Annotated in this window: 20 protein-coding genes, 1 tRNA gene and 1 pseudogene; 14 read left to right on the top strand and 8 right to left on the bottom strand. The window is 51.4% G+C overall.

What is annotated here, in order from left to right; all coding sequences use genetic code 11:
* Nucleotides 1–134 precede the first annotated feature (134 nt).
* From actS to OGW17_RS18560, 6 genes are all read left to right on the top strand, one after another.
* Nucleotides 135–881, top strand: a complete 747-nt coding sequence (gene actS / locus OGW17_RS18585) for an amidase activator ActS (RefSeq protein WP_058668057.1) — start codon at nt 135–137, stop codon at nt 879–881.
* Nucleotides 882–960: 79 nt separating this feature from the next.
* Nucleotides 961–1,034 (top strand) — tRNA-Gly (locus OGW17_RS18580).
* Nucleotides 1,035–1,168: 134 nt separating this feature from the next.
* Nucleotides 1,169–2,776, top strand: a complete 1,608-nt coding sequence (locus OGW17_RS18575; RefSeq protein ID WP_071257879.1) for a site-specific integrase — start codon at nt 1,169–1,171, stop codon at nt 2,774–2,776.
* Nucleotides 2,769–3,434, top strand: a complete 666-nt coding sequence (locus OGW17_RS18570) for a DUF4145 domain-containing protein (RefSeq protein WP_063428509.1) — start codon at nt 2,769–2,771, stop codon at nt 3,432–3,434. The genes OGW17_RS18575 and OGW17_RS18570 overlap by 8 nt, the downstream gene beginning before the upstream one ends.
* A gap of 731 nt (nt 3,435–4,165) precedes the next feature.
* Nucleotides 4,166–4,651, top strand: a complete 486-nt coding sequence (locus OGW17_RS18565; RefSeq protein ID WP_071257881.1) for a hypothetical protein — start codon at nt 4,166–4,168, stop codon at nt 4,649–4,651.
* A 2-nt stretch (nt 4,652–4,653) separates the two neighbouring features.
* Nucleotides 4,654–4,845, top strand: a complete 192-nt coding sequence (locus OGW17_RS18560) for a hypothetical protein (RefSeq protein WP_074393295.1) — start codon at nt 4,654–4,656, stop codon at nt 4,843–4,845.
* Here OGW17_RS18560 and OGW17_RS18555 read toward each other — a convergent pair.
* Nucleotides 4,826–5,134, bottom strand: coding sequence for a hypothetical protein (locus OGW17_RS18555; protein WP_001542332.1), 309 nt, complete (start codon nt 5,132–5,134; stop codon nt 4,826–4,828). The genes OGW17_RS18560 and OGW17_RS18555 overlap by 20 nt on opposite strands.
* A 221-nt stretch (nt 5,135–5,355) precedes the next feature.
* Between OGW17_RS18555 and OGW17_RS18550 the strand changes: the two genes are divergently transcribed.
* From OGW17_RS18550 to OGW17_RS18530, 5 genes and pseudogenes are all read left to right on the top strand, one after another.
* Nucleotides 5,356–5,847, top strand: coding sequence for a hypothetical protein (locus tag OGW17_RS18550; protein ID WP_071257882.1), 492 nt, complete (start codon nt 5,356–5,358; stop codon nt 5,845–5,847).
* A gap of 64 nt (nt 5,848–5,911) precedes the next feature.
* Nucleotides 5,912–6,898, top strand: a complete 987-nt coding sequence (locus tag OGW17_RS18545) for a hypothetical protein (protein ID WP_071257883.1) — start codon at nt 5,912–5,914, stop codon at nt 6,896–6,898.
* Nucleotides 6,899–7,799: 901 nt separating this feature from the next.
* Nucleotides 7,800–8,314: pseudogene (locus OGW17_RS18540) on the top strand (DUF2778 domain-containing protein).
* Complete coding sequence (locus OGW17_RS18535; RefSeq protein WP_071257884.1) at nt 8,295–8,813, top strand: hypothetical protein; 519 nt, start codon at nt 8,295–8,297, stop codon at nt 8,811–8,813. Before OGW17_RS18540 ends, OGW17_RS18535 begins: the two are co-directional and overlap by 20 nt.
* A 1-nt stretch (nt 8,814) precedes the next feature.
* Nucleotides 8,815–9,300: an Hcp family type VI secretion system effector gene (locus OGW17_RS18530; protein ID WP_071257885.1), complete on the top strand. Its 486-nt coding sequence runs from the start codon at nt 8,815–8,817 to the stop codon at nt 9,298–9,300.
* A gap of 175 nt (nt 9,301–9,475) precedes the next feature.
* On the opposite strand, the gene OGW17_RS18525 is transcribed toward OGW17_RS18530, so the two are convergent.
* Genes OGW17_RS18525 through OGW17_RS18515 form a run of 3 tightly spaced genes read right to left on the bottom strand, consistent with a single transcriptional unit; the run spans nt 9,476 to nt 12,321 of the window.
* Entirely contained in the window at nt 9,476–10,171 is a 696-nt protein-coding gene (locus tag OGW17_RS18525; protein ID WP_071257886.1) for a LutC/YkgG family protein, read from the bottom strand.
* Nucleotides 10,164–11,591 carry a LutB/LldF family L-lactate oxidation iron-sulfur protein gene (locus tag OGW17_RS18520; RefSeq protein WP_047461453.1) on the bottom strand — a complete coding sequence of 476 codons (1,428 nt, stop codon included), beginning with the start codon at nt 11,589–11,591 and terminating at the stop codon, nt 10,164–10,166. The genes OGW17_RS18525 and OGW17_RS18520 overlap by 8 nt, the downstream gene beginning before the upstream one ends.
* Before the next feature lie 10 nt (nt 11,592–11,601).
* On the bottom strand, nt 11,602–12,321 hold the full coding sequence (locus OGW17_RS18515) for a (Fe-S)-binding protein (protein ID WP_024130919.1): 720 nt from the start codon (nt 12,319–12,321) through the stop codon (nt 11,602–11,604).
* A 492-nt stretch (nt 12,322–12,813) separates the two neighbouring features.
* Between OGW17_RS18515 and OGW17_RS18510 the strand changes: the two genes are divergently transcribed.
* From OGW17_RS18510 to OGW17_RS18500, 3 genes are all read left to right on the top strand, one after another.
* Nucleotides 12,814–14,367, top strand: coding sequence for an L-lactate permease (locus OGW17_RS18510; protein ID WP_071257887.1), 1,554 nt, complete (start codon nt 12,814–12,816; stop codon nt 14,365–14,367).
* Between the two features lie 121 nt (nt 14,368–14,488).
* Nucleotides 14,489–14,719 (top strand): 4Fe-4S mono-cluster protein YjdI, encoded by a 231-nt coding sequence (gene yjdI, locus OGW17_RS18505; protein ID WP_071257888.1) that lies wholly within the window; start codon nt 14,489–14,491, stop codon nt 14,717–14,719.
* Nucleotides 14,720–14,730: 11 nt separating this feature from the next.
* Complete coding sequence (locus tag OGW17_RS18500; RefSeq protein WP_047463941.1) at nt 14,731–15,003, top strand: GNAT family N-acetyltransferase; 273 nt, start codon at nt 14,731–14,733, stop codon at nt 15,001–15,003.
* Between the two features lie 13 nt (nt 15,004–15,016).
* On the opposite strand, the gene OGW17_RS18495 is transcribed toward OGW17_RS18500, so the two are convergent.
* Genes OGW17_RS18495 through OGW17_RS18480 form a run of 4 tightly spaced genes read right to left on the bottom strand, consistent with a single transcriptional unit; the run spans nt 15,017 to nt 20,403 of the window.
* Nucleotides 15,017–15,799: a fimbria/pilus periplasmic chaperone gene (locus tag OGW17_RS18495; protein ID WP_071257889.1), complete on the bottom strand. Its 783-nt coding sequence runs from the start codon at nt 15,797–15,799 to the stop codon at nt 15,017–15,019.
* Entirely contained in the window at nt 15,765–17,102 is a 1,338-nt protein-coding gene (stbD, locus tag OGW17_RS18490; RefSeq protein WP_049011218.1) for a fimbrial usher protein StbD, read from the bottom strand. Before stbD ends, OGW17_RS18495 begins: the two co-directional genes overlap by 35 nt.
* Nucleotides 17,103–17,105: 3 nt before the next feature.
* On the bottom strand, nt 17,106–19,673 hold the full coding sequence (locus tag OGW17_RS18485; RefSeq protein WP_081353159.1) for a fimbrial outer membrane usher protein: 2,568 nt from the start codon (nt 19,671–19,673) through the stop codon (nt 17,106–17,108).
* Nucleotides 19,654–20,403: a fimbria/pilus periplasmic chaperone gene (locus OGW17_RS18480; protein ID WP_049011215.1), complete on the bottom strand. Its 750-nt coding sequence runs from the start codon at nt 20,401–20,403 to the stop codon at nt 19,654–19,656. Before OGW17_RS18480 ends, OGW17_RS18485 begins: the two co-directional genes overlap by 20 nt.
* Between the last annotated feature and the right edge of the window lie 9 nt (nt 20,404–20,412).

Genomic DNA, 20,412 nt, shown 5'->3' with positions numbered 1-20,412 from the left:
TCTATATAGGGTGGAAAGGCATTACCAAAAGTAGCGGTGGCAAGAAGGAGATATCGTGACACCGATGGCAATACATTGGGCATCTGGCTTTTGGCTGCTATGATAAGGCGTTTGAAATGTTGCGAGGAATAGTTTTGAGTGCAGGACGCCTGAACAACAAGAGCCTGAGTATTGTGATGCTGCTTTGTGCAGGCTTGCTTTTAGCGGGCTGCTCCAGCAATCAATCTTCTGATTCGGGTTCCGTCTATACCGTTAAGCGGGGAGATACGCTCTACCGCATTTCGCGCACGACGGGAACCAGCGTGAAAGAACTTGCCCGCCTGAACGGTATTTCCCCGCCTTACACCATTGAGGTAGGGCAAAAACTGAAACTGGGCGGAGGGGCAAAGCGTTCCGGTTCATCGCGTGCGACCACGGCGAAATCCTCTACGAAAACGGCGGCAGTCAGACCGTCCTCTTCTGTGCCGCAATCTTCCTGGCCTCCGGTAGGGCAACGTTGCTGGCGCTGGCCTGCCAGCGGCAAAGTCATTTTGCCTTATTCAACGGCGGAAGGCGGCAACAAAGGCATTGATATATCCGCCGCGCGCGGCACGCCGATTTATGCGGCAGGGGCAGGGAAGGTGGTTTATGTCGGCAACCAGTTACGCGGTTACGGGAACCTCATCATGATTAAACATAATGAGGATTACATCACCGCTTATGCCCACAACGACACGCTGTTAGTTAACAACGGGCAGAGCGTGAAAGCCGGGCAGAAAATTGCCACAATGGGGAGCACTGATGCGGATTCCGTTCGCTTGCACTTCCAGATTCGCTACCGCGCAACAGCGATTGATCCGCTGCGTTATTTACCGCCGCAGGGGAGCAAACCAAAATGCTGACGGTGAATTAATCGCCAGTCAGTGAGCAAGCACCTTGTCAATAAGAGCGTAAGGTTTATAATGCCTTACGCATCTCGAAGCGGGCGTAGTTCAATGGTAGAACGAGAGCTTCCCAAGCTCTATACGAGGGTTCGATTCCCTTCGCCCGCTCCATGACCATTCTTAAAGTCTACTAACTTACTGAATCCTAAGGGATACGGCTTAAAGCCTTCCAATAGTTTTACTCACTGTAACCAACACTGTGACTAACTTTGTTGAAGTAGTGAGCAGACCTAAGGTCTCAGTACATGCTCAATTCAAGAACCTACCTTTATCAGCGTAACGGTGTCTTTTACATCCGTCTTAGGATGAAGACCACGGGTCGCCTGACCGCTTCGCTTCCTTCTCACAACCGTTATAAACTAGCGTCAGTATCACTACGGACTAAGGACAGACGCACCGCTATGGCTCACTCTCGGCACATCAAGTCAGCACTGAAGGCAATACACGCAGACAACCCTAGCGCGTCCTATGAGGAACTACGGGAGCACCTGAAGACCATTGTTGAGTGGGAACTTAGTGTCAGCCGTGATGACCTGAACGACCCTGAGTCCTACCAGCTTTACGTTGACCAGTACGATGACATTAAGTCCAACCTTCGGGAAGCTGTAGCGACTGAGCGTCTGACTGTAGACCAGCATCGCTATATCAATGACGTTATCGGTGTGCTTAAGGCCTGTCAGGATAGACTCAAGGGTGATAGCTCTGGCCTGTTGTCTTACCTTGAGCCTGAGACCAGCAGTCTAAGACCGTCCGTATCCCTATCTGTATTGGCTGAACCAGAAGTCCCTGAGCCTAAAGCTCTGACCCTCGCGTCTCTCATTGAGCAGTACGAGCAGGAGAACGCCCAGAACTGGAAGCCAGCGACCCTAAGCGAGAACCGAGCGTCTCACTCTACGTTAATCGAGATATTCGACTATCTGGATATTCAGGACGTCAGCAAGGCGACCCGTGCAGATATGCTTAGGGTCCGTGAAGTCCTCCAACTGTTACCGAAGAACCGCAAACAACGCTTTAAGGCTATGCCGCTGTCTGACCTGCTGAACCGGGAGTCTAAGACTGACTGTCTGGATGTCGTTACCATCAACAATAAATACCTTATCAAGATGGCTGCTGTGTTTAAGTGGGCGGTACGCAACGACCTGATAGCTAAGAACCTGACAGAAGGTCTTGAGCTGAAAGTCCCGCAGCGTAAAGCCTCCGACGCTCGTGATGCGTTCAGTCCTGAGCAGGTCGGGCAACTACTGGTAGCCGCTAAAGCTTACTCTCAGAAGACCTCAGGTAAGCCATACCATTATTACGTCACCGCTCTGGCTGCGATTACAGGTGCAAGACTTAACGAGGTGGCCCAACTTCAGGTCAAAGACGTCAGGGCTACTGAGGCCGGGACCGTGTATATCCACATTAACGAAGACGACAGCAGCCTGCCGGGTAAGAGTATCAAGAACGCCCATAGTGACCGCTGTGTCCCGCTGGTCGATGGCGCTTATGGTTTTGTATTGGCTGACTTTATGTCACTCGTAGAAGACCGTAGAAAGACTGAGGGTGATAATGCTATGGTATTCGATGGCCTCAAGCTGATGAAGAACGGCTACGGTGAGCAGGTTAGCAAATGGTTTAACCGGACGTTGCTACCTAAAATCCTCGCTGACCGTAGCGGCTTAGCTTTCCACTCGTTTAGACATACGGTTGCGACCCAGTTAAAACAACATGGAGTCGAGTTAGCGTATGCTCAGGCGATTATGGGTCATAGCTCTGGGTCTATAACTTACGACCGTTACGCGAAAGAGGTCGAGGTAGATAGATTGGTTAATGTGATGGCGGGTGTTTATAAGGAGACTGGAGTAAATGGCTGAGTATTATCCGGCGGTGTTTGGGAGCAAGCGTTTCAATTGCCCAAGTTGTGAGGTGTACGCACAACAGCACTGGAAAAAACTGATTTATAGACCTATGGAGGGTTACGCTAATACTGAGGAAACTCCGATGTATATAGCGATTTGTGAACATTGTGATGAAATGAGCTACTGGCTCGCGAAGCAAATGATTCTCCCTGCGTCTTCAAATATTGAAATGCCTAATCCTGACATGCCAGAAGACTGCAAGTCCGACTACATGGAAGCAAGAAGCATCATAAATCTTTCCCCTAAAGGCGCTGCCGCACTCCTCCGTCTTTGCCTCCAGAAGCTTATGGTCCACTTGGGCGAACCGGGGAATAACATTAATGCTGACATCCGGTCACTCGTCCAGAAAGGACTACCTGTACGCATCCAGCAGGCAGCAGACATCTGTCGTATCGTTGGCAATCAGGCAGTCCATCCCGGAGAGATTAGCCTTGATGATGATCCGCAGTTGGCACATGGGCTTTTTAAGCTGCTGAACATTATTGTCACTGAGCAGATTACCAGACCGAAAGAAATTGAGGCTATGTTCCAGAGTATGCCTGAGGGTCCACGCCAAGGTATTGAGAATCAGGATAAGAAGGCGAGGGAACAGCAGCAGGCCGCTAACGAGTAAGACTGGTCGGTCAGATTGAATATACCCTCACTATAGGGGGAGACCTAAGTCCCCCATCTTAATAGCAGTCACGACCCGCACACGCATTCATTAAGTCTCAGGCTTCCGGCAGCGGACCCGATTGGAAACCATCCGCAGACGCCTAGTGTTAAATCACCTGGTCTGAGACCATTCTCCTTTAACGTAGCAATCTCTCTCCTTTGACAGGCGGAGAACATCAGACCTCAGCGGAACTTCCGTCTATGAGACCATCGGTGTGCGAGATTGTGAAGAACCAAGACGTCATTGCTGAGGTCTGCCATCCATTTGTGGACAGGCGGAAACTCAAAGGGGTTAGACCAGTGGTGGTGTCTGAGGTTGGAGCTTTGAGTCCTGACCAGCAGGCTGGAGGAGACTATGAGTTTATCTTGTTATGGATTGTGTTATCACAACTCCAATAAAGATAACTTTGAGTCCTGCCAGCCAAAGTAAATATGGTCGCAAATCTTATACCCTCACTATAGGAACGACACAGATAAAATACTTATTCCTGCCTCTGGTCTTGATGCGTCAAGTCATGCGGAAATATGCTGATGTCCTTTCGCTTTAAATAAGTGTCACCGCCGACACTAATCATCAAATCTCAAAGTCATTCTATCTGCGTCTTGTTGCCTGCCGTCTCCCTATCGTTGGGGACTTTGAGTAGGCGGCAGGATGCGGCTTCAGGATGCAGATAAAAGGGGTACAACGATATGTTTCAACAAGAATACACCATCCATATCTTCGGTCAGGACCTCACCAGTCAGGACGGATTGTTTCGACTGGATGAAATTCGCCGGGTCGGTATCCAGATTGGTAAGGTAGAAGACACTGAGAAGACAATGGTTAAGCGTTTTGCTCAGACCAAAGTCGGACGCTATCTTATGGGGCAGAAAAACCGCCGCATAAAGAAAGTCAATATGGGGCGCCTCGGTACGTCATGGCTTGCTGACCCCACGTCCGCCGTGAAGTTTGGCGAGTGGCTGGACTTTGAGTACGGAATAGCTGTGGCGGATGCCTTTGTGTCTATGACCTCCAGTGCCAGCGTACAGGCCGCTGTAGCATCTTCGGATGACATCACGCCGGACTCTAAGGCATTCATTAAGAAGCACACGGTATCGCACTACAGGGCTGGACAACTCGTCTCGAAAGAGGAGTTTGAGGAGCTACGTGTCGGTCGCTGTGAGTGGAGACTTTAACAATGGCTATGATTGACCCACGCACTCCCGAAGGCCGTTTGACCCTGCGTTACCGTGGTCTCCGTACTTCACTACTTTTGTCGATGCTTGGTTTGGATAAAGACGCCACGGATAACCGACCGTTTTATTCTCGTAATGAGCTAATAGAAAGATTGGTTATCCGTGATATGGAAATTAACCGAGGAAATAAGTAAGGAATCCTCTGGTCACTGCGTCAGTAAATCCCACAAGTAATGCGATAGCCGAAGGGATGATATTAATTGCTGCGACAGAAAGTGATTTTATTATTCTCTGTTCTTTGGATGCCTTTATTAAAACCGCAAAGATAAACACTGGAATGAATGCAAGTAGGGCTACGGTGATTATACGTTCAAGCATATACAGTGTGTGCCAAGTTATCCCACCTGTTATATATCCAGCGCCGTATCCAACTGCATAAAAGCAGGCCAAGTAAAGCAATAAGCTAATAGCTAATTTGGGCATAAATCATTCCTGAGTGTCTTAGTGAAAGATGGGCGTAGCTTAGCAAATAGCCATATCCCTATTGATCGTTTGTTCCAATCATAATGTCTTCAATTGATCGTTCAGAGTGATCAAACCTAACCCTATTTAACCTTTTGAGATGACCGATGCGGGGAGACGCCGCAGGACTAAACACGCCTGTAGCAGACCGATAGTCTCAACTCTCAAGAGGAGAATTACCTATGATGTTCAACAACAACAACTGGAAGCTGTCAGTCACCGACATCAACCTTTATGAAAACACTGTGAGTCTGGACGGTCAGTCCTATCCGTTGTCGCTCGCGATCAAGACCCTCATTCCGGGCTACCTGTCCGGCCTGCCAGCCACCAGTCGCGAATCAATGGAACTGTTAGAGAAGCTGGCTGAAGCTGGCGTGACAATCGGTAACTTCTTCAGTAATGACCTGATGAACGCCTACCAACGCCGCCAGCAGAACAAGCGAGCCGAAGCTGAGCGTATCGCTAAAGAGCAGCGCATTCAGGCCGAGCGTATGCGTGAAGAGAACATGACTGATGCAGAGTGGCAGAAAGAGCTACAGCGCCGCGAACAGGTCAAAGCTGAACGCCGGACATATGGTGAGAACCTCCGCAGCGCTACCCATTCTGCTGGTCGTTCCAAGGCTTCAATTATGGCTGACCTCGATAGTGGCGCTAACTGGATGGATTCCATCTAAGAACACACGGTCCCTGACTTACCGTTAGGGACTTCAAGTATTTGACTTAAGGAGATTAATTATCATGACTATGACTAAAGACGCTTTCCAGTTCGGCATTGAGCCTGTTCGTATCACCGACACCGACAACCTTCAGATTAACGAAGGTTTGCCAACTAACGCAGACCCTCAGGTCTATGCCTTCAAGTTAGCTAAGCTGGTGAAGACCATGCTCAATTCTGTGCTTAAAGACGCTCAGGATAACATCCCGTTCCCGGTAGAAGTCCTGCCGACCCGTAACAGCTTACCGACGCCAATCATTGCTCACACTCTGGCTGACCGCTCTGTGGTCGTTCCTGTCCGTGGTGGTAAGCGACCTGAAGTCGTTACCGTTCCGTCCGGTCAGGAGATTGTGGTCGAACCGATTGAACAGGCTATTCTCATCTCTGAGCAGACTAAACTGTGGGACGCTAAGTCGACTACTGGTTTCACTCAGGGGACGCTCCAGCAAGATGCGTTGAACATTTGTGAGAATGTGGTCCGTACTATTAACTCTAAGATGGTTGACGTTCTGGAGTCCTCTAAGCTGTTGAAGACAGTAGAGCTTCCGGTTCTGACTGGCAGCCTGACCGCTAAGGCAGACACTATCATGGACGCGTTGTATGAGAACACTGAGTCTTCTTTCGGTTCTGAGGTTACTGATTACGGTATCATCGCCCATGAGTCACACCTCAAGGCTCTCTCTCGTCTGGCTGCTAAGCAGGGCTTTGGTGGTGAAGACGCTATTGTCGATATGCTGGGGACAGACATCGCCTATTACAACGGTGAAGACCGTGGCGTCTTCATGATGGCTAAGCGCTTTACGGCTCTGAGCTTCGGTTGCTTCCGTCACGATGGTGAGAATATTACTGTGGTCTTATCCCGTGATGGCGACTCTCAGTCCCATGACCTTGAGATTCTCGGTAAGGTATTCGTGGTCGCTGAGGCTGCTACGACCCTCAAGATGGGTACTGGCTCGGCTACTGCTGTCCTGCCTGTGGTCAAACGCCTGAGTTTCACTAAAGACAGCTAGGATTACTAGCGACAAGCTAACTAACAATAACGACTATTGGTCAGACTTCCGAACTGGATGTCTGGCCTTTATTTTGTACTAGTAATCTAGTTCATGGGTACGGAAAGAGGAGGACCTAATGGACCTACACAAAGTCTATCTCGGGGTCTTCCTGCTAAAGTTAGCGCTTGTTGTTTGGCTGATGGCTATTAGACGATGAGTTTTGACTGAAAAATGTGAGACCCTATCTAATACAATGAGCCTGACGATTTACCCCATAGCCCGACCCTCAGTCAGACCAAAGGGCCGGGTAGTCAGTGACTGTGTTCTATTCCTTTTGTGGGAATGTTACGTACTTCAAGTCTTGACCTTCAGCCTCTCCATGTGTAACCATCACTGTAACCACTGGATTCATCAGTCTTTAAGAAACAAGAAGTTAGCTAGTTGTCCTCGGCTCCCTTCGCCCGCTCCAGATCTCTCCCCTTGTGGCAAAACTTCTATAAAACTCGTTTTTCTTTCAACAACTTACTTAACATAAGCTGTCGTGATCGTTCTACCATTGAACGACGAAGTACCAACAAGAGGTACATTGTCTCTTACACCAGACTGATCACACGCATTCAAGCCCGATGTGCGGCCTTATGAGCCACGTAAACAGGTTTATGGTGTAACGTGCCTACAAACGACATGTAGGCTCTATCAGCGTTTCAGCCACGCTCCCGCAAGGGTACACGGTTATTCTGATAAGGTGTGATCCCTCTGACAGTCTGATGAAGTCGCTACGCTTGCTGCTGTATCACTAACGGGGCTTTATGGCTGCTATTGTCTGAAAATCAGAGGCTTCTCGGAAGAAAACCTTCCTATGTCCAATTGCTTAGGAGTACGATAAGCCAACAAATCATTATAGATAAAAGGGTTATCTGTGGCTCTACATGGAAAGTTCGTAATTAATGATGCGTACTACTCCCCTTTATCGTTTCCTGGTGTAGGCACGTTTTTAGCTTTCTCTGGTAATGGTGCTTACCGTAACCGTGGGGCATGTGGAATGATCCCCAAAGAGGGCCAGTACCAGCGGGTAAATACTGGATTGTTGACCGCCCTCAAGGTGGACTCAAGTCACAGCTAAACGCAGGGGTGAGAGACATTTATAATCACTTCACCAGTGGCGCAACATTCAAACATTCCGAATGGTTCGCATTATGGCGTGATGATTGGGGGAACGACGATTACACATGGATTGAGAGCGTTAAGCGTGGCAATTTCCGTTTGCATCCAGGCGTACTATCAGAAGGTTGTATCACTCTCCCACATGATTCTGATTTTGCCATGTTGCGTAATGCTCTGTTGAGAACCCGAAAAATAGATGTTCCTTGCATGAGGAAGCTACAGGCATACGGCACGATTGAGGTGATCGCCAATGGCAAAACATGCCCTTAGTTTGTTCATCAAGATAGTGCTGTTCGCTGTTGTTATGCTGATCGTTGCTAAAATGGTTCCGTATGAGGGATTAGTTAATTCTATTACGGGGCTTTTCGATTTCCAGAGTGCCGACAAGTTTACCCGCTTCATTTTGGGTGAACCTGATTTAGAAGTTTGGGAATCATTAGGCGACTATTTTAGCATCTTAATTAACACATTAATCAGCGTACCTGTCATGAGCGCCATTATCACGGCGTACAGTGGCGTGACACACAAAGTTAGTCCAGCAGGTATCCCCAGAGAGTGGGGCAGTTCTACGTTGCGGCGGTTAGCTAAAATCTTCGGGTTTACCTTCCTGTTTTGGGCGTTGTTTCACTTGCTGCCTTATCAGTCTTTATTCCCAGATCAAACGTATTCAAATTTCACAATGGCGGCGATTGTGGGCTTTCAGTTGCTCTTGACGATTGTTTGCTACTGGTTCATCACGAAGAAAATCACAACTAAAAGGCGTTTGTAAAATGCCTATTCCGGCTTACATGTGGCTTAAAGACGATGGCGGCGCAGACATTAAAGGATCTGTAGACGTTCAGGATCGTGAGGGGAGTATAGAAATTGTTGGCTTTAGTCATGGTCTGAACATTCCAGTAGACAGTGCCAACGGTAGGATCACTGGCAAGCGTTCACATTCTCCGATGATGATTGAAAAGGAGTTTGATAGCTCCAGCCCGTATCTATACAAAGCCGTTGCCACTGGTCAAACGTTGAAAAGTGCGGAGATTCGCTGGTATCGAATTAACCATGCAGGACAAGAAGAGTGTTACTTCGTCATGACCATTGAGGGCGTGAAAGTGATGGGCATTAATCCAGGGATGCCAAACGCTAAAATGGCAGGGAACTCGCAGATCAACCACATGGAATCTGTTTCCCTGATGTATGACAAAATCACCTGGCGTTATGTTGATGGTAATGTCCAGTATACGGACGATTGGAACGTAAGAGCGTAACATGCACCAAGTCTTTGCTAATAAATCCATGGGATTACGAGAACTTTGGAGCGAGGGTGATTTCCCTTCGCCCGCTCCAGCTTCAAGTTTCCTGAACTCCGCATTCAACTCCCAACAGGATTAACTGCCCGCTATTATGGCGTCCATGCCAGTAGTGCGGTCATTAACAGCCGTATCAACAATCTTCAATAATCAGATATACCGCCTTAACCGGGCCATGCACGCCGACCACCTTGATCAGTTCGATATCCGCCGTTGAGCTGGGGCCACTGATGATGTTAATACACGATGGCATGCGTTCACCGGCCTGCGCTTTCTGATGCAGTTTTTCCGCCAGTTGCGCCACGCGTGGCAGGATAGTGCTCTTGCGCAGCACGAAAATCGAGGACTCCGGCAGCAGGCTTAATGAACGCCCGCGCTCCGGCGCGGAAAACAGCACCACTCCGCCCGATTCCGTTAAGCCATATTCGGCATACACTACGCCGACTTTCGCTTGTTCGGCTTGGGTAACATTTTCTGCTCCCCGGGCCGGGGCCCAGACCACGGCGTTGCATTCCTGTTGCAAGCGTTCGGTGATGCCCAGTTCAACCAGTCGGCTATCGCCGCTGAGCACCACCGATTTATGCCCCAGTTCTTCACACAGGCGTAACGCCGCTTCCGGCGCCTGCGCTTCGCTGGTCAGTTCGCAGCGTACCAGCATGACATCGCTCGCAAACTGGATAAACGCGTCGCAGCGCTGCTGCTGGCTAAGTTCGGTCAGTCGCTCGTTCGCATAGTTGTTAACCGGCAGCGTATCTGCCTGCGGTTCGAATCGCAGCGGGCGGCCCAGCGCCTGGGCGATGGTGTTTAAAAACTCGCTACGGTTATCCATTCTTTTTCTCCTCTGCCTGATGTTTCTTAAACCAGCTACGGAAACTCTCTCCGTCAGCATCAGGGAGATCTCGCGCCTCCATCCAGTCACCAATAGCGCCGACTTTAAGCGGCGTTTTACCGCCATTAATAAACCAGCTTGCCGCATGGGCGCCCGCCATCATCCCGACTTTCCACAGCCCAGGATGGCTGTTGGCATAAGCGAACATTTTGATCGCCCGTCGCTCGGCTTTCGGGGTAATGCCCTCTTCGGCCATTACTCTGCGATGGCGCAGGATCAGTTTTGACAGCGGAATGCGCACCGGGCAGACGCTGTCGCAGGCCGTGCATAATGAACAGGCATATGGCAGATCTTTAAAATCCTTATAACCGCCGAGCAGCGGGGAAATCACCGCGCCGATAGGGCCGGGATAGATTGAGCCATAGCCGTGTCCACCAATGTGGCGGTATGCCGGGCAGGTGTTCATACAGGCTCCGCAGCGAATGCAGCGCAGCACGTCGCGAAATTCAGAACCGAGTACCTGGGAACGCCCGTTATCCACGATAACCAGGTGGAACTCTTCTGGCCCGTCAACGTGGCCCGCCTCGCGCGGGCCGGTCAGCCAGGTGTTGTAACCTGTCAAACGTGCGCCAACGGCGCTGCGCGCCAGCATGGTGATCAGTACGTCCACCTCGGCAAAGGTGGGGGCGATACGCTCCATCCCCATCACCGCAATGTGCGTTTTCGGCAGCGTGGTACACATCCGCGCATTGCCTTCGTTGGTCACCAGGCACACCGATCCGGTTTCCGCCACGGCGAAATTACAGCCGGTAATACCGATTTCAGCGCTGAGAAAATCTTCGCGGATCTTCTGGCGGATGAATAAGGTCATCGCTTCTGGCGTTTCCGGGCCGTCATAGCCCAGACGTTCATGCAGCACGCGGCGGATCTGATAGCGATCCTTATGGATTGCCGGAACTACAACGTGTGAAGGCGGGTCCTGATCCAACTGGAGAATATATTCGCCCAGATCGGTTTCGATCACCTGAATTCCGGCATCCTGCAACACATGATTGACGCCAATCTCTTCGGTCACCATCGACTTGGACTTCACTACCTTGCGCGCGTTTTTACTTTGGGCGACCTGTAAAATGTAGCGGGTGGCTTCTTCTTTGGTTTTGGCGAAGTAGACGTGCCCGCCGTTTTCCGTCACTTTCTCGGTGAGTTGGTACAGGTAAGCGTCGAGATTACTCAGAACGTGATCGCGGATCTGGCTGGCACGGTCACGCCATTCGTCCCAGTGCCCTAACTCATCGACCATTTTTTGCCGATTCGCGCCGATTCGCTCCTGCGCATTGGCCACGGCTTTGCGCATGATCGGATCTTCAATTTGCTGACGAATGCGCAGTTTAAATTCTACATCGCTGGTTTTTATCGACATCTCTTTCCCCTCAGCGGCTCATCAGCACTTCAGCAATATGCATCACTTTGACCGGCTGGCCTTCCCGTTGCAGTCGACCGCCAATGTTCAGCAGGCAGCTGACGTCTGCGCCAATCAAATATTCAGGCCGGGCATCCATCAGGTGTAAGACTTTCTCTTTCACCATCTCGCCGGATATTTCGGCCATTTTGACCGAGAACGTCCCGCCAAATCCGCAGCAGGTATCCTGATCGGCAAACGTCAACAGCTCCAGCCCGCGCACATTTTTCAGTAGCGTGAGCGGTTCTTCCTTCACTCCCAGCTTGCGGGTCAGGCTACAGGATGGGTGATAGACGGCTCTGCCCTGAAGGCTGGCTCCCACATCCACCACACCCAGTTTATTAACGATAAAGGAGGTGAGATCCTGCATGCGCGCGGCGACCTTTTCCGCACGTAACGCCCATTCAGGTTCATCGACCAGATATGTCGGGTAGCTTTTTACCGCGTAGGTACAGGAGCCAGCAGGAGAGATAATCGGGTCGTCGTTGTCTTCCAGCGCTGCGATCAGGTTTTTCATCCCCGGGATCGCTTCTTTGATGTAGCCGCTGTTGATGGCTGGCTGGCCGCAACACCCTTGCTTCTCGGGGAAATTAACGCGGCAGCCCAGTTTTTCCAGCAGCAATACGGAGTCTCGGGCCATCCGTGATTTCAGCGCGTCACCAATACAGGTAACAAAGAAATTTACATTCACAATCAATGCTCCATTGCTTCACTTCTATTTAGCCCCGATGGCAACCAGCCACCGGGTCATAAATCAATAATAAAAACGACCATTGTTTTTCGGTTTATCCTACTCTACGTTCATTTGTATGACAAAATAGAATAATCCACCAATCAATACCCATATGCAATACCCGGGTTTATTTATTTCGGCATCGCTCACATTTTTATAATGAAAACCACAGCGATGTGAACGTCCGAAAAATAGTTTCAAGTGATTACTAATCTCGTCAATATCATTATTAAACAGGTTGTTAAATAACTATTTATAGGTATCTGTCTTGCTCTTAAGTATATTTGCCTGGCATTGAATTTTAATTAAAAGATTACAATAGTTACAAAACTACAAATCATAATTACTTTATTCACTGAAGCGATTCAGTTTACATATTTCATTTGGCCAGCAATGTAGCCTCCCCTCCATAAATATAAATCAGGTTTAATGAACCAATCAGGAATAGTAATGAACGAATATTTTATGTTTGCCCTGGCACTCTCTCCTTTGCTGCTTATGGTATTTTTAATTCTGAAATTGAAAATGCCCATCCATTATTCAGTTTTGATTTCGCTGGCATTCACTGCCGCGCTGTCTGCAATATTCTGGGACACGCCAGTACAAAATCTTAAAGCCTCGATGGGTTATGGCGCACTGAAAGGATTATGGCCGATTGTGATTGTGATCCTCGGCGCTATATTCAGTTATAACGTCATGCAGGCGACCAAAGCGCTGGATATTCTCCGCGATATTCTCGCCAGTATTAGCGAAGATAAGCGTATTCAGGTACTGCTGATTTCGTGGTGTTTCGGTGGATTCCTTGAAGCGGCTGCCGGGTACGGTACGGCGGTCGCGATACCTATCGGTATTCTCATCGCGCTGGGATTTAACCCACTGAAGGCAGCAATTGCTTCACTTGTGGCCAACACCGTCCCCACGGCGTTCGGGGCGGTTGGTATTCCGGTCTCTATCCTGGCTGAACAGGTTAATCTGCCGGTTTACACCTTAGGCGGAACGATTATTCTGCAATTAGCCCTTTTTAATATCCTGCTGCCGTTTGTCATAATTTGCATTATTGGCGGTGGCCTGAAAGCCATTCGCGGCGTGTTCCTTATTACGCTGCTTTGCGGTATCACAACGCTTGTTCCGCAGTATTTTGTCGCCATACATCTCGGGGCAGAATTACCCGCCTTTGCCGGCAGCCTGGTCAGTCTTTTTGCCGTCGCAATTGCCAGCCGCCTGCGCAAAGGGAAAACAGATCCCGAGTGGCGCATTGAAGTCAGCCACACCCGTGAAACGACGCCGCGCTCGGCGAAAGTGCTGTTCCGGGTGGGTTCTATCTATCTGTTTATTTTTGTCTTTATTCTGCTGTGCTCGCCGTTATTTCCAACGATAAAAGCGGCGGCTTCTCAGTTGGCTTCGGTGCTGCATTTTACGCTGGCCGATGGCAAAACGCTGGCGCTGAAAGTCGAATGGGTCACCACGCCCGGAATGTTGATTATCTTTGCGACCATTATTGGCGGTTTTATTCAGGGGGCATCGGCACGCGGTATGCTGGAAGTGTTTGTCAAAACCGTATTCCAGCTTAAAAATTCCATTGTCGCGATTATGGCGATCGTCGCTCTGGCAACGGTAATGGATCTCAGCGGTATTATCTCCACGCTGGCCCAGTCGATTGTCGATCTGACCGGAAGCTCGTACGTTTTTCTCGCTCCGGTGATTGGTGCGCTGGGAACGTTTGTTACCGGCAGCGACACCAACTCGAATATTCTGTTTGGCAAACTACAAACCATTGCCGCCAGTAAATTAAATATTGATCCAAACTGGCTGGCTGCGGCAAATACCTCCGGCGCAACAGGCGGGAAAATGATTTCACCGCAAAGTATCGCCATTGCGGTTTCGGCAACCAAAATGGAGGGACAGGCGAATCAGATAATGTCCGGCACTATGAAGTACTGCTGTGCCTATATTGTGATCCTTGGATTAAAAGTTGGTCTCTTTTATTACTGGTTTATGACTTAACGTTATTTTGCGCAACGACGACTGCTCATCAACTGGCAAATGCTTCTGTTTTCCTGTAGCCACGCCACTTTGACGGGGCTATGCTTACTAGCGAAAACATAACAATTACAGAGGCAATGTCATGGATCAGGAACTACTGGATGCGGGTTACCGGGCCTATACCGGCGAGAAAATCGATGTCTATTTCAATACGGCCATTTGTCAGCACTCGGGTAATTGCGTGCGCGGTAGCGCGAAGCTCTTTAATCTGAAACGTAAGCCGTGGATCATCCCGGATGAAGTGGATGTGGCAACGGTTGTGCATGTTATTGATACCTGTCCGAGCGGCGCGCTGAAATACCGCCAGAAATAAGTGAGGAAATGATGGAGATACTCGAAGGCCACAACAAATTTTATGTGAATGATGCTGCGGGTAATCAGGTCGCCGAAATCGTATTTGTACCGACGGGCGAGCATCTGAGCATTATTGAGCATACGGATGTCGATCCCAGCCTGAAGGGGCAGGGCGTCGGTAAACAGCTTGTCGCGAAGGTGGTTGAAAAGATGCGCCAGGAGAACCGCAAGGTTATTCCGCTTTGTCCTTTCGCCAAACATGAGTTTGATAAAACGCGCGAGTATGACGATATCCGCGCCTGATGCGTTTTACCGGTCATCGCCGTGGGTTTCTGCCCACGGTCTTTTCCGGCGCCCCGCTGTTTATTATCGGTTTCTCATAAACCCAGCGATTACCGTGGTCGTTGATAAGCTCGTACCTGACGGTACGACAATGTCCCACTTTCCCGGGTAACGCTAGCGGTTGTGAAGACAGCGGAGCGATCATCAGCGGCGTTGCGCTGGTGTTGTCGCACGCCAGCGCTGCCAGCGTGATGTACCACGGCGTCGGGTTATTAACATAAAGCTGCGCCTCCTGCGGCTGGAATGTGAAGGTCAGCCGTTCGCCATCCTGCTCTCTCAATGGCCCAACGCCCTGTGGACGAATAAACACTTTCATGCGGATGCGCAGCGGCAGAACGAGTTTTTGCCGCGTTTTCGCGTCCTGATCGGTCATCGGCGGGATCTGGTAGATATTCAGCCAGTAAAGCGACTCCCGCTCGCGCGCTAACCCAGGCTTCTCTGCGAGCTGTAACTTTACCGTCCGAATTTCCGTTGGCTGCATTTTGAATACGGGCGGTATCGCGACGATGGGCGTGATGGTCTCAGCAGGCTGACTCAGCGGATCGCCTTCATCCGTCCAGATTTGAACCAGGGCAGGGTGCTGCGCTGAATTTGCCAGCGCCAGCGAATAATGGCTCTCCCCGGCGTTAAAAATAACGCGGGTCACTTCCGTATTGACCACGGCCCGTGCGGGAGTCGCCGTCCATCCTGTCCAGACGATAAGAAGCGTGTATGTGGGCCAGTTACTGAAAACTGACCACCACCTGGAGCTGTGCATAGACCGTTCCTGCTGTCACGTTTTCCCCCGGAATCGCTTCCAGAGAGGCGGTAAAGTCACCGCTGTAGAGGCTGGTTGAGCCGCTGGCGGTTTGCGTGGTCAGATCCTGATAGCCGTACCAGCCGCCCGCGTTGCCCGTGGCTGTGGCTATTTGGTTGGGCAGAAGATTCAGCGCATTGCCATTTTGCTTGTCGCTGTAGAGGCGAATGCCAACGCCTGATGCAACGCCGTTTACGCCATAATGATTGTCGAGTAGCCATGTATAAGCGCCGGAACCGGTCTTGAGGCCCAACTGAGAGGCCGCATTGGCTGCGGTGGGATTGCTGACCAGGAATCCCATCGCCACATATGCTCTTAAGCTGGTGGACGCCGTCGTGCCGGACAACGCCCCGGTTTCGCATTCAACGCTAATGCTAAAAGGAGCCTGACTGCTGCCGCCGCTGATGAGTTCGCCAACGCTGGCTGGCGGTAACCTGACAATGGCGGGATAGTCGTTGACCCGGCAGGCGGCGCCGCGCACGAACACGGTCTGGCTGGTTAACGTCCAGCCGCCGGGCCACTGCGCTGCGCCCCAGCCGCTATAGTTGGTTCGGCTGTCAGCGCCCTCGAAAAGCCCTGAACTCATGCCGCCGCCGTGGAAAGCGATATAGCCTGCCGGTCCCGCGTAGGGATAGGTATAACGGTTGGAACCATCAACGCCTCTGGCGCTGTCATCAACCCGAAACAATTCAACAAATACGTCGCTAAAGGCGCTGGCTGGGATGTAGATATAGGTGCCGTCATTGAACATTTCACTTTCCGGGATTGCGCGCGCTTTCCAGTAACGGGAGTAATATTCTCCGGTTTTTAGATTGGTCAGCCTGACCGCCACGTTTTTAACGTAGGTGTAGTAAGCGCCGTCGATTCCCGGTACGTCGACCATGCCTCCCCAGTAATCGTCGCCGTTGGTGGCGTAGTATTCATATACCTGGCCGATTTCGGAAACGGTACAGCGAAACATAATCTGATTGGCCGTGACGCCCTGCGTTCGTCCATTGGGGACGAAACTGGCAGCGGCGCTGCCCAGCAACGTGCCTTCGCTCTGAAATCCCGTCCCGTTGCTTAAGGTAATGACGCCGGGCAAGCCCAGTTTCCCTTTTACATCGCCATCCCCCACGCCGCCCCAACTGGCGCCCACATAGCCTGCGTCTTTCGCCGCCTGAGAAAGGGGGCTGGCTGACGTGACCTTGATGCAGGCGGACAGGGCAGGATGCGCAACCATGCCGCTGAATAACAGGCCGTAAAAGAGCTGTCTGATTTTCATACGTTATTCCTGACGACAAGGTAGTGTGAGCTGGTACAGCGGCGTATGCGTTTTAGCCGGTAGTTGATACCAGACCTGGCATCGCTGCGTGGATTTTTGCCCCCACTGTACGAACAGCACGCCGGATTGTTCCGCCAGTCGGGCGTAAATTTGCCCGCCCTGGCCGACCATTCCCACTGATTCGCCGTGGCCGTCCGTCACGTCAGCGCCCATCGGTGGCTGGTCGCCATCGGGAAGCGTTGTGTTGATGAGTGCCGCTTTACCGCTGGTGGTCATGAATTTCACGCGGGAAATCGCGCCGGCGTAGGGCACGATGCGCTTGCTGCCGCTCTGTAGCTCTACTTCGGCATTCATGTTTCCGCTGTCCAGGCTTACGGTGTTATAGCGATAGGGGGTCATGGAAGGGAGCAGGGCATAGCCGAAATAATCGACCGTTGCGCCTTGCCCGTTACGTACCGCCGCGCCGCGTGCGCCTGGCGCTTCGATAAGCGCAAATGTATCGCTGGTGTAGGGGCCAGCGGTGATCCCGCCGCGGTGCGCAACCAGCGTGCCGGACATCCCCAGACCATATTGCTGGTAATCGCTGCCGCGGGAGGCAAAGCCGCGAAACGCGCCGACGGCGGTTCGTTGCTCCACGTTGCCGCCCCAGGTTGCGCTGCTGCCGTCGTGCTTATCTCGCTCCAGGCCGCTATAAACGGCCCAGGATGTGGCGCTGTTCTCGCCCGTGGCGCCGCTTATCCCCACCGTGGCGGTGCGAACGTCGCGGCTGCGATTCATATCCAGATTTAGCTGCGTGCGGCTGGCGCCAACATCGAAGGGGATGGAGATCCCCAGTGAAAGCGTGTTTTCGGTGTATTTACGCTGGTTTTCGCGGTCAAAATCCCGGTCGTTTACGCTGGTGTCGTAGCGGCTGGCATAACTGCTGCGCTGTCTGGCGGCGCTAAGATTAAAGGTGATGTTGCGCCAGCTGTTGCTGTAGCCAAACTGGAGTTGGGTGATGCGCGACGCGTCGCTGTAGTAATCTGACGTACTGCCGGTGAAGCTAACCATGCCCCAGTCGCCCATCGGCTGGCTGAGCGTAGCGGAAAAGTTATTACGCTGGTGCAGCGTATCCGAATAATACGCCACGCTGTTTTTCTGCTGACGGCGCACGCCCAGCACATCCTGTAAATCACGATAACCGCTGGTGGAGTAACGGTAGGCCGCCAGCACCAGATTTGTGCCGGTGGTAAACGTTTTGCTGTAGCTGGCCTCAATGCGCCAGCCCTGCTCGTTATCGTCGTTTTCGACTCTGGCGTTTGAGTAAACGGTATTGAGGCCGAATGCCCCGACGGATGTTGCCATTACCCCGCCCAGCAGAAACGCCTGATAATCATCGGCCAGCCGTGAACCCAAATTGGCGGTTAGTGTGTTGCTCATCCCGCGCTGCAAAACGCCTTCGACAAATTTATTCTCCACGCTGTAGTAGTGGCGAACGTAGCCCATTGCCAGCTCATAGTTCCAGTTTCCCGGTCGAACGGAATCAGGAACCGCCGAGTAGGGAACGGTAAAACTTGAGATTTGCCCGTTCGCTTCGATGACATCGACGGCCAGATCGCCCTGGCCACGGGTATTGTAGAGATCGTTAATAACAAAAGCGCCGGGCGCGACGGTGGTTTCGTAAATCACTTTACCCTGCTGGCGTACCACCACGCGGGCGGTTGTGGTCGCCACGCCGCGCACTTCCGGCGCATAACCGCGTTTGCCCTGCGGCCACATCCGTTGATCGGTGTTCAGTTTTATGCCGTTGAATGAGAGGCTACCGAACAGGCTGCTGTTGGTGTAATTGTCCCCAAACGCTATCACGCTCTCAAACTGAGGAAGAGGGCGCTGAATCGCGGTCGCTACCGCATTGTATTTGTAGTGGCTACCCGTCTGGTTGTCATCGGCATAGCGGAGGTTCCCCTGATGGCGAAATTGCCACAGCCCGATGTTGAAACCGCCATTGATATTGCTCCACAGGTAGTCGTAGCGCAGGCGTGAGTCTGTATTTTCCGTATGATAAAAATTGGTATTGTGGCGCAAAAACAGCGCGGTTTCTCCGGCGTCCCATTCGGAAACGGGAATATACCCCCGGGGAGCGTGGTAAAGCCCGGCCTGAGGAATCGTCATATTCAGGCGCAGCTTCGCCATATCCACTTGCCAACTGATTTTTTGCCCGGTCTCGCTGATGCGCAGACAGTGCGGCGTTGAAGACGCCGCAGAGGAGCGTGTGCGAATCGCGCTGGCGCGAACCACCTCAAACGGCAGACAGGGTTCGACGGCGTTATCCGGCGTGGCGGATGCAATAAGTTCGATCTTTTCCTGCTGGCGAATCAACTGGTTATTAAGATAAATATCCAGCACGTATTCACCCGCAGGCACGCTGTCTTGGGTATGATTAAAGCGCTGGAGATCCAGACCATGACCGTATGCGGACCCCTGGAGCAGCGCGGGATCAAAATAGTAATCAGCCCTGGCCGCAGCGGAAAATGCCGTAACGCATACCATCAGGCCGAAACCCGCCGGGCGATTAAAGAGGAAAATCTTCACTGATTCTGGCTCCCTGATCGTTAATCAACGTGATGCGAACACGCTGATTTGCAGCCGATCGGGCGTCGGTAAAGACATAACGCTCACTGCTGAAAGGGGCAATCATGCCTGCTTTTTGGGCGCGGGTTTCTGAGGCATTGATCAACTGTAGCCCGGCAATGGTGATGTAATAAGGCTGATTATTTTTAATGGTGATGCCGGTTTGACCCGTTCGCGTGACCTGAAGGTTCGTCAGCATTTTTTGTGGATTACCGTTTAATTCAGCCGGACGATAAAATAACTTCACCCGGTTGCGTAGCATGATCAGCAGGCTGTTTTGATTGCCCTGATCCGGGCTACGTTGGCCCACATTCGCGGGCGGAACCTGCATAAAATTAAAATAGAACAGAGATTCCCTGTCTTGTGGCAGGGACTGGGCCGCCGTAAAAACAATCCGAATAATTTGCCCTTCGCCGGGTTGAATACGAAATACCGGCGGCGTGGCGATAAAGGGAAGTTGAGCTGATTTCTCCGGCCCGTCTGCCATATTGCCGTTATCGAACCAGGTTGAGACCACATAAGGGAAGGAATCTTTATTCTTTAAATGAACATCGACAGAGTTGGCTGAACCATTATAAATAATTCGCGTCCCGGTCATGGTAATACTGGCGGCGACGTGTTCACTCCAGAGTGTAAAAAAGATAAACAGAAACCCCGCGAGAGAATACAGGGCGTCGCGAATGGGGTTCATTTATTACTC

This window comes from Citrobacter sp. CK181, from assembly GCF_030333595.1.
GTDB lineage: Bacteria > Pseudomonadota > Gammaproteobacteria > Enterobacterales > Enterobacteriaceae > Citrobacter_B > Citrobacter_B koseri.
This window is presented reverse-complemented; position numbering and strand designations above follow the sequence as displayed.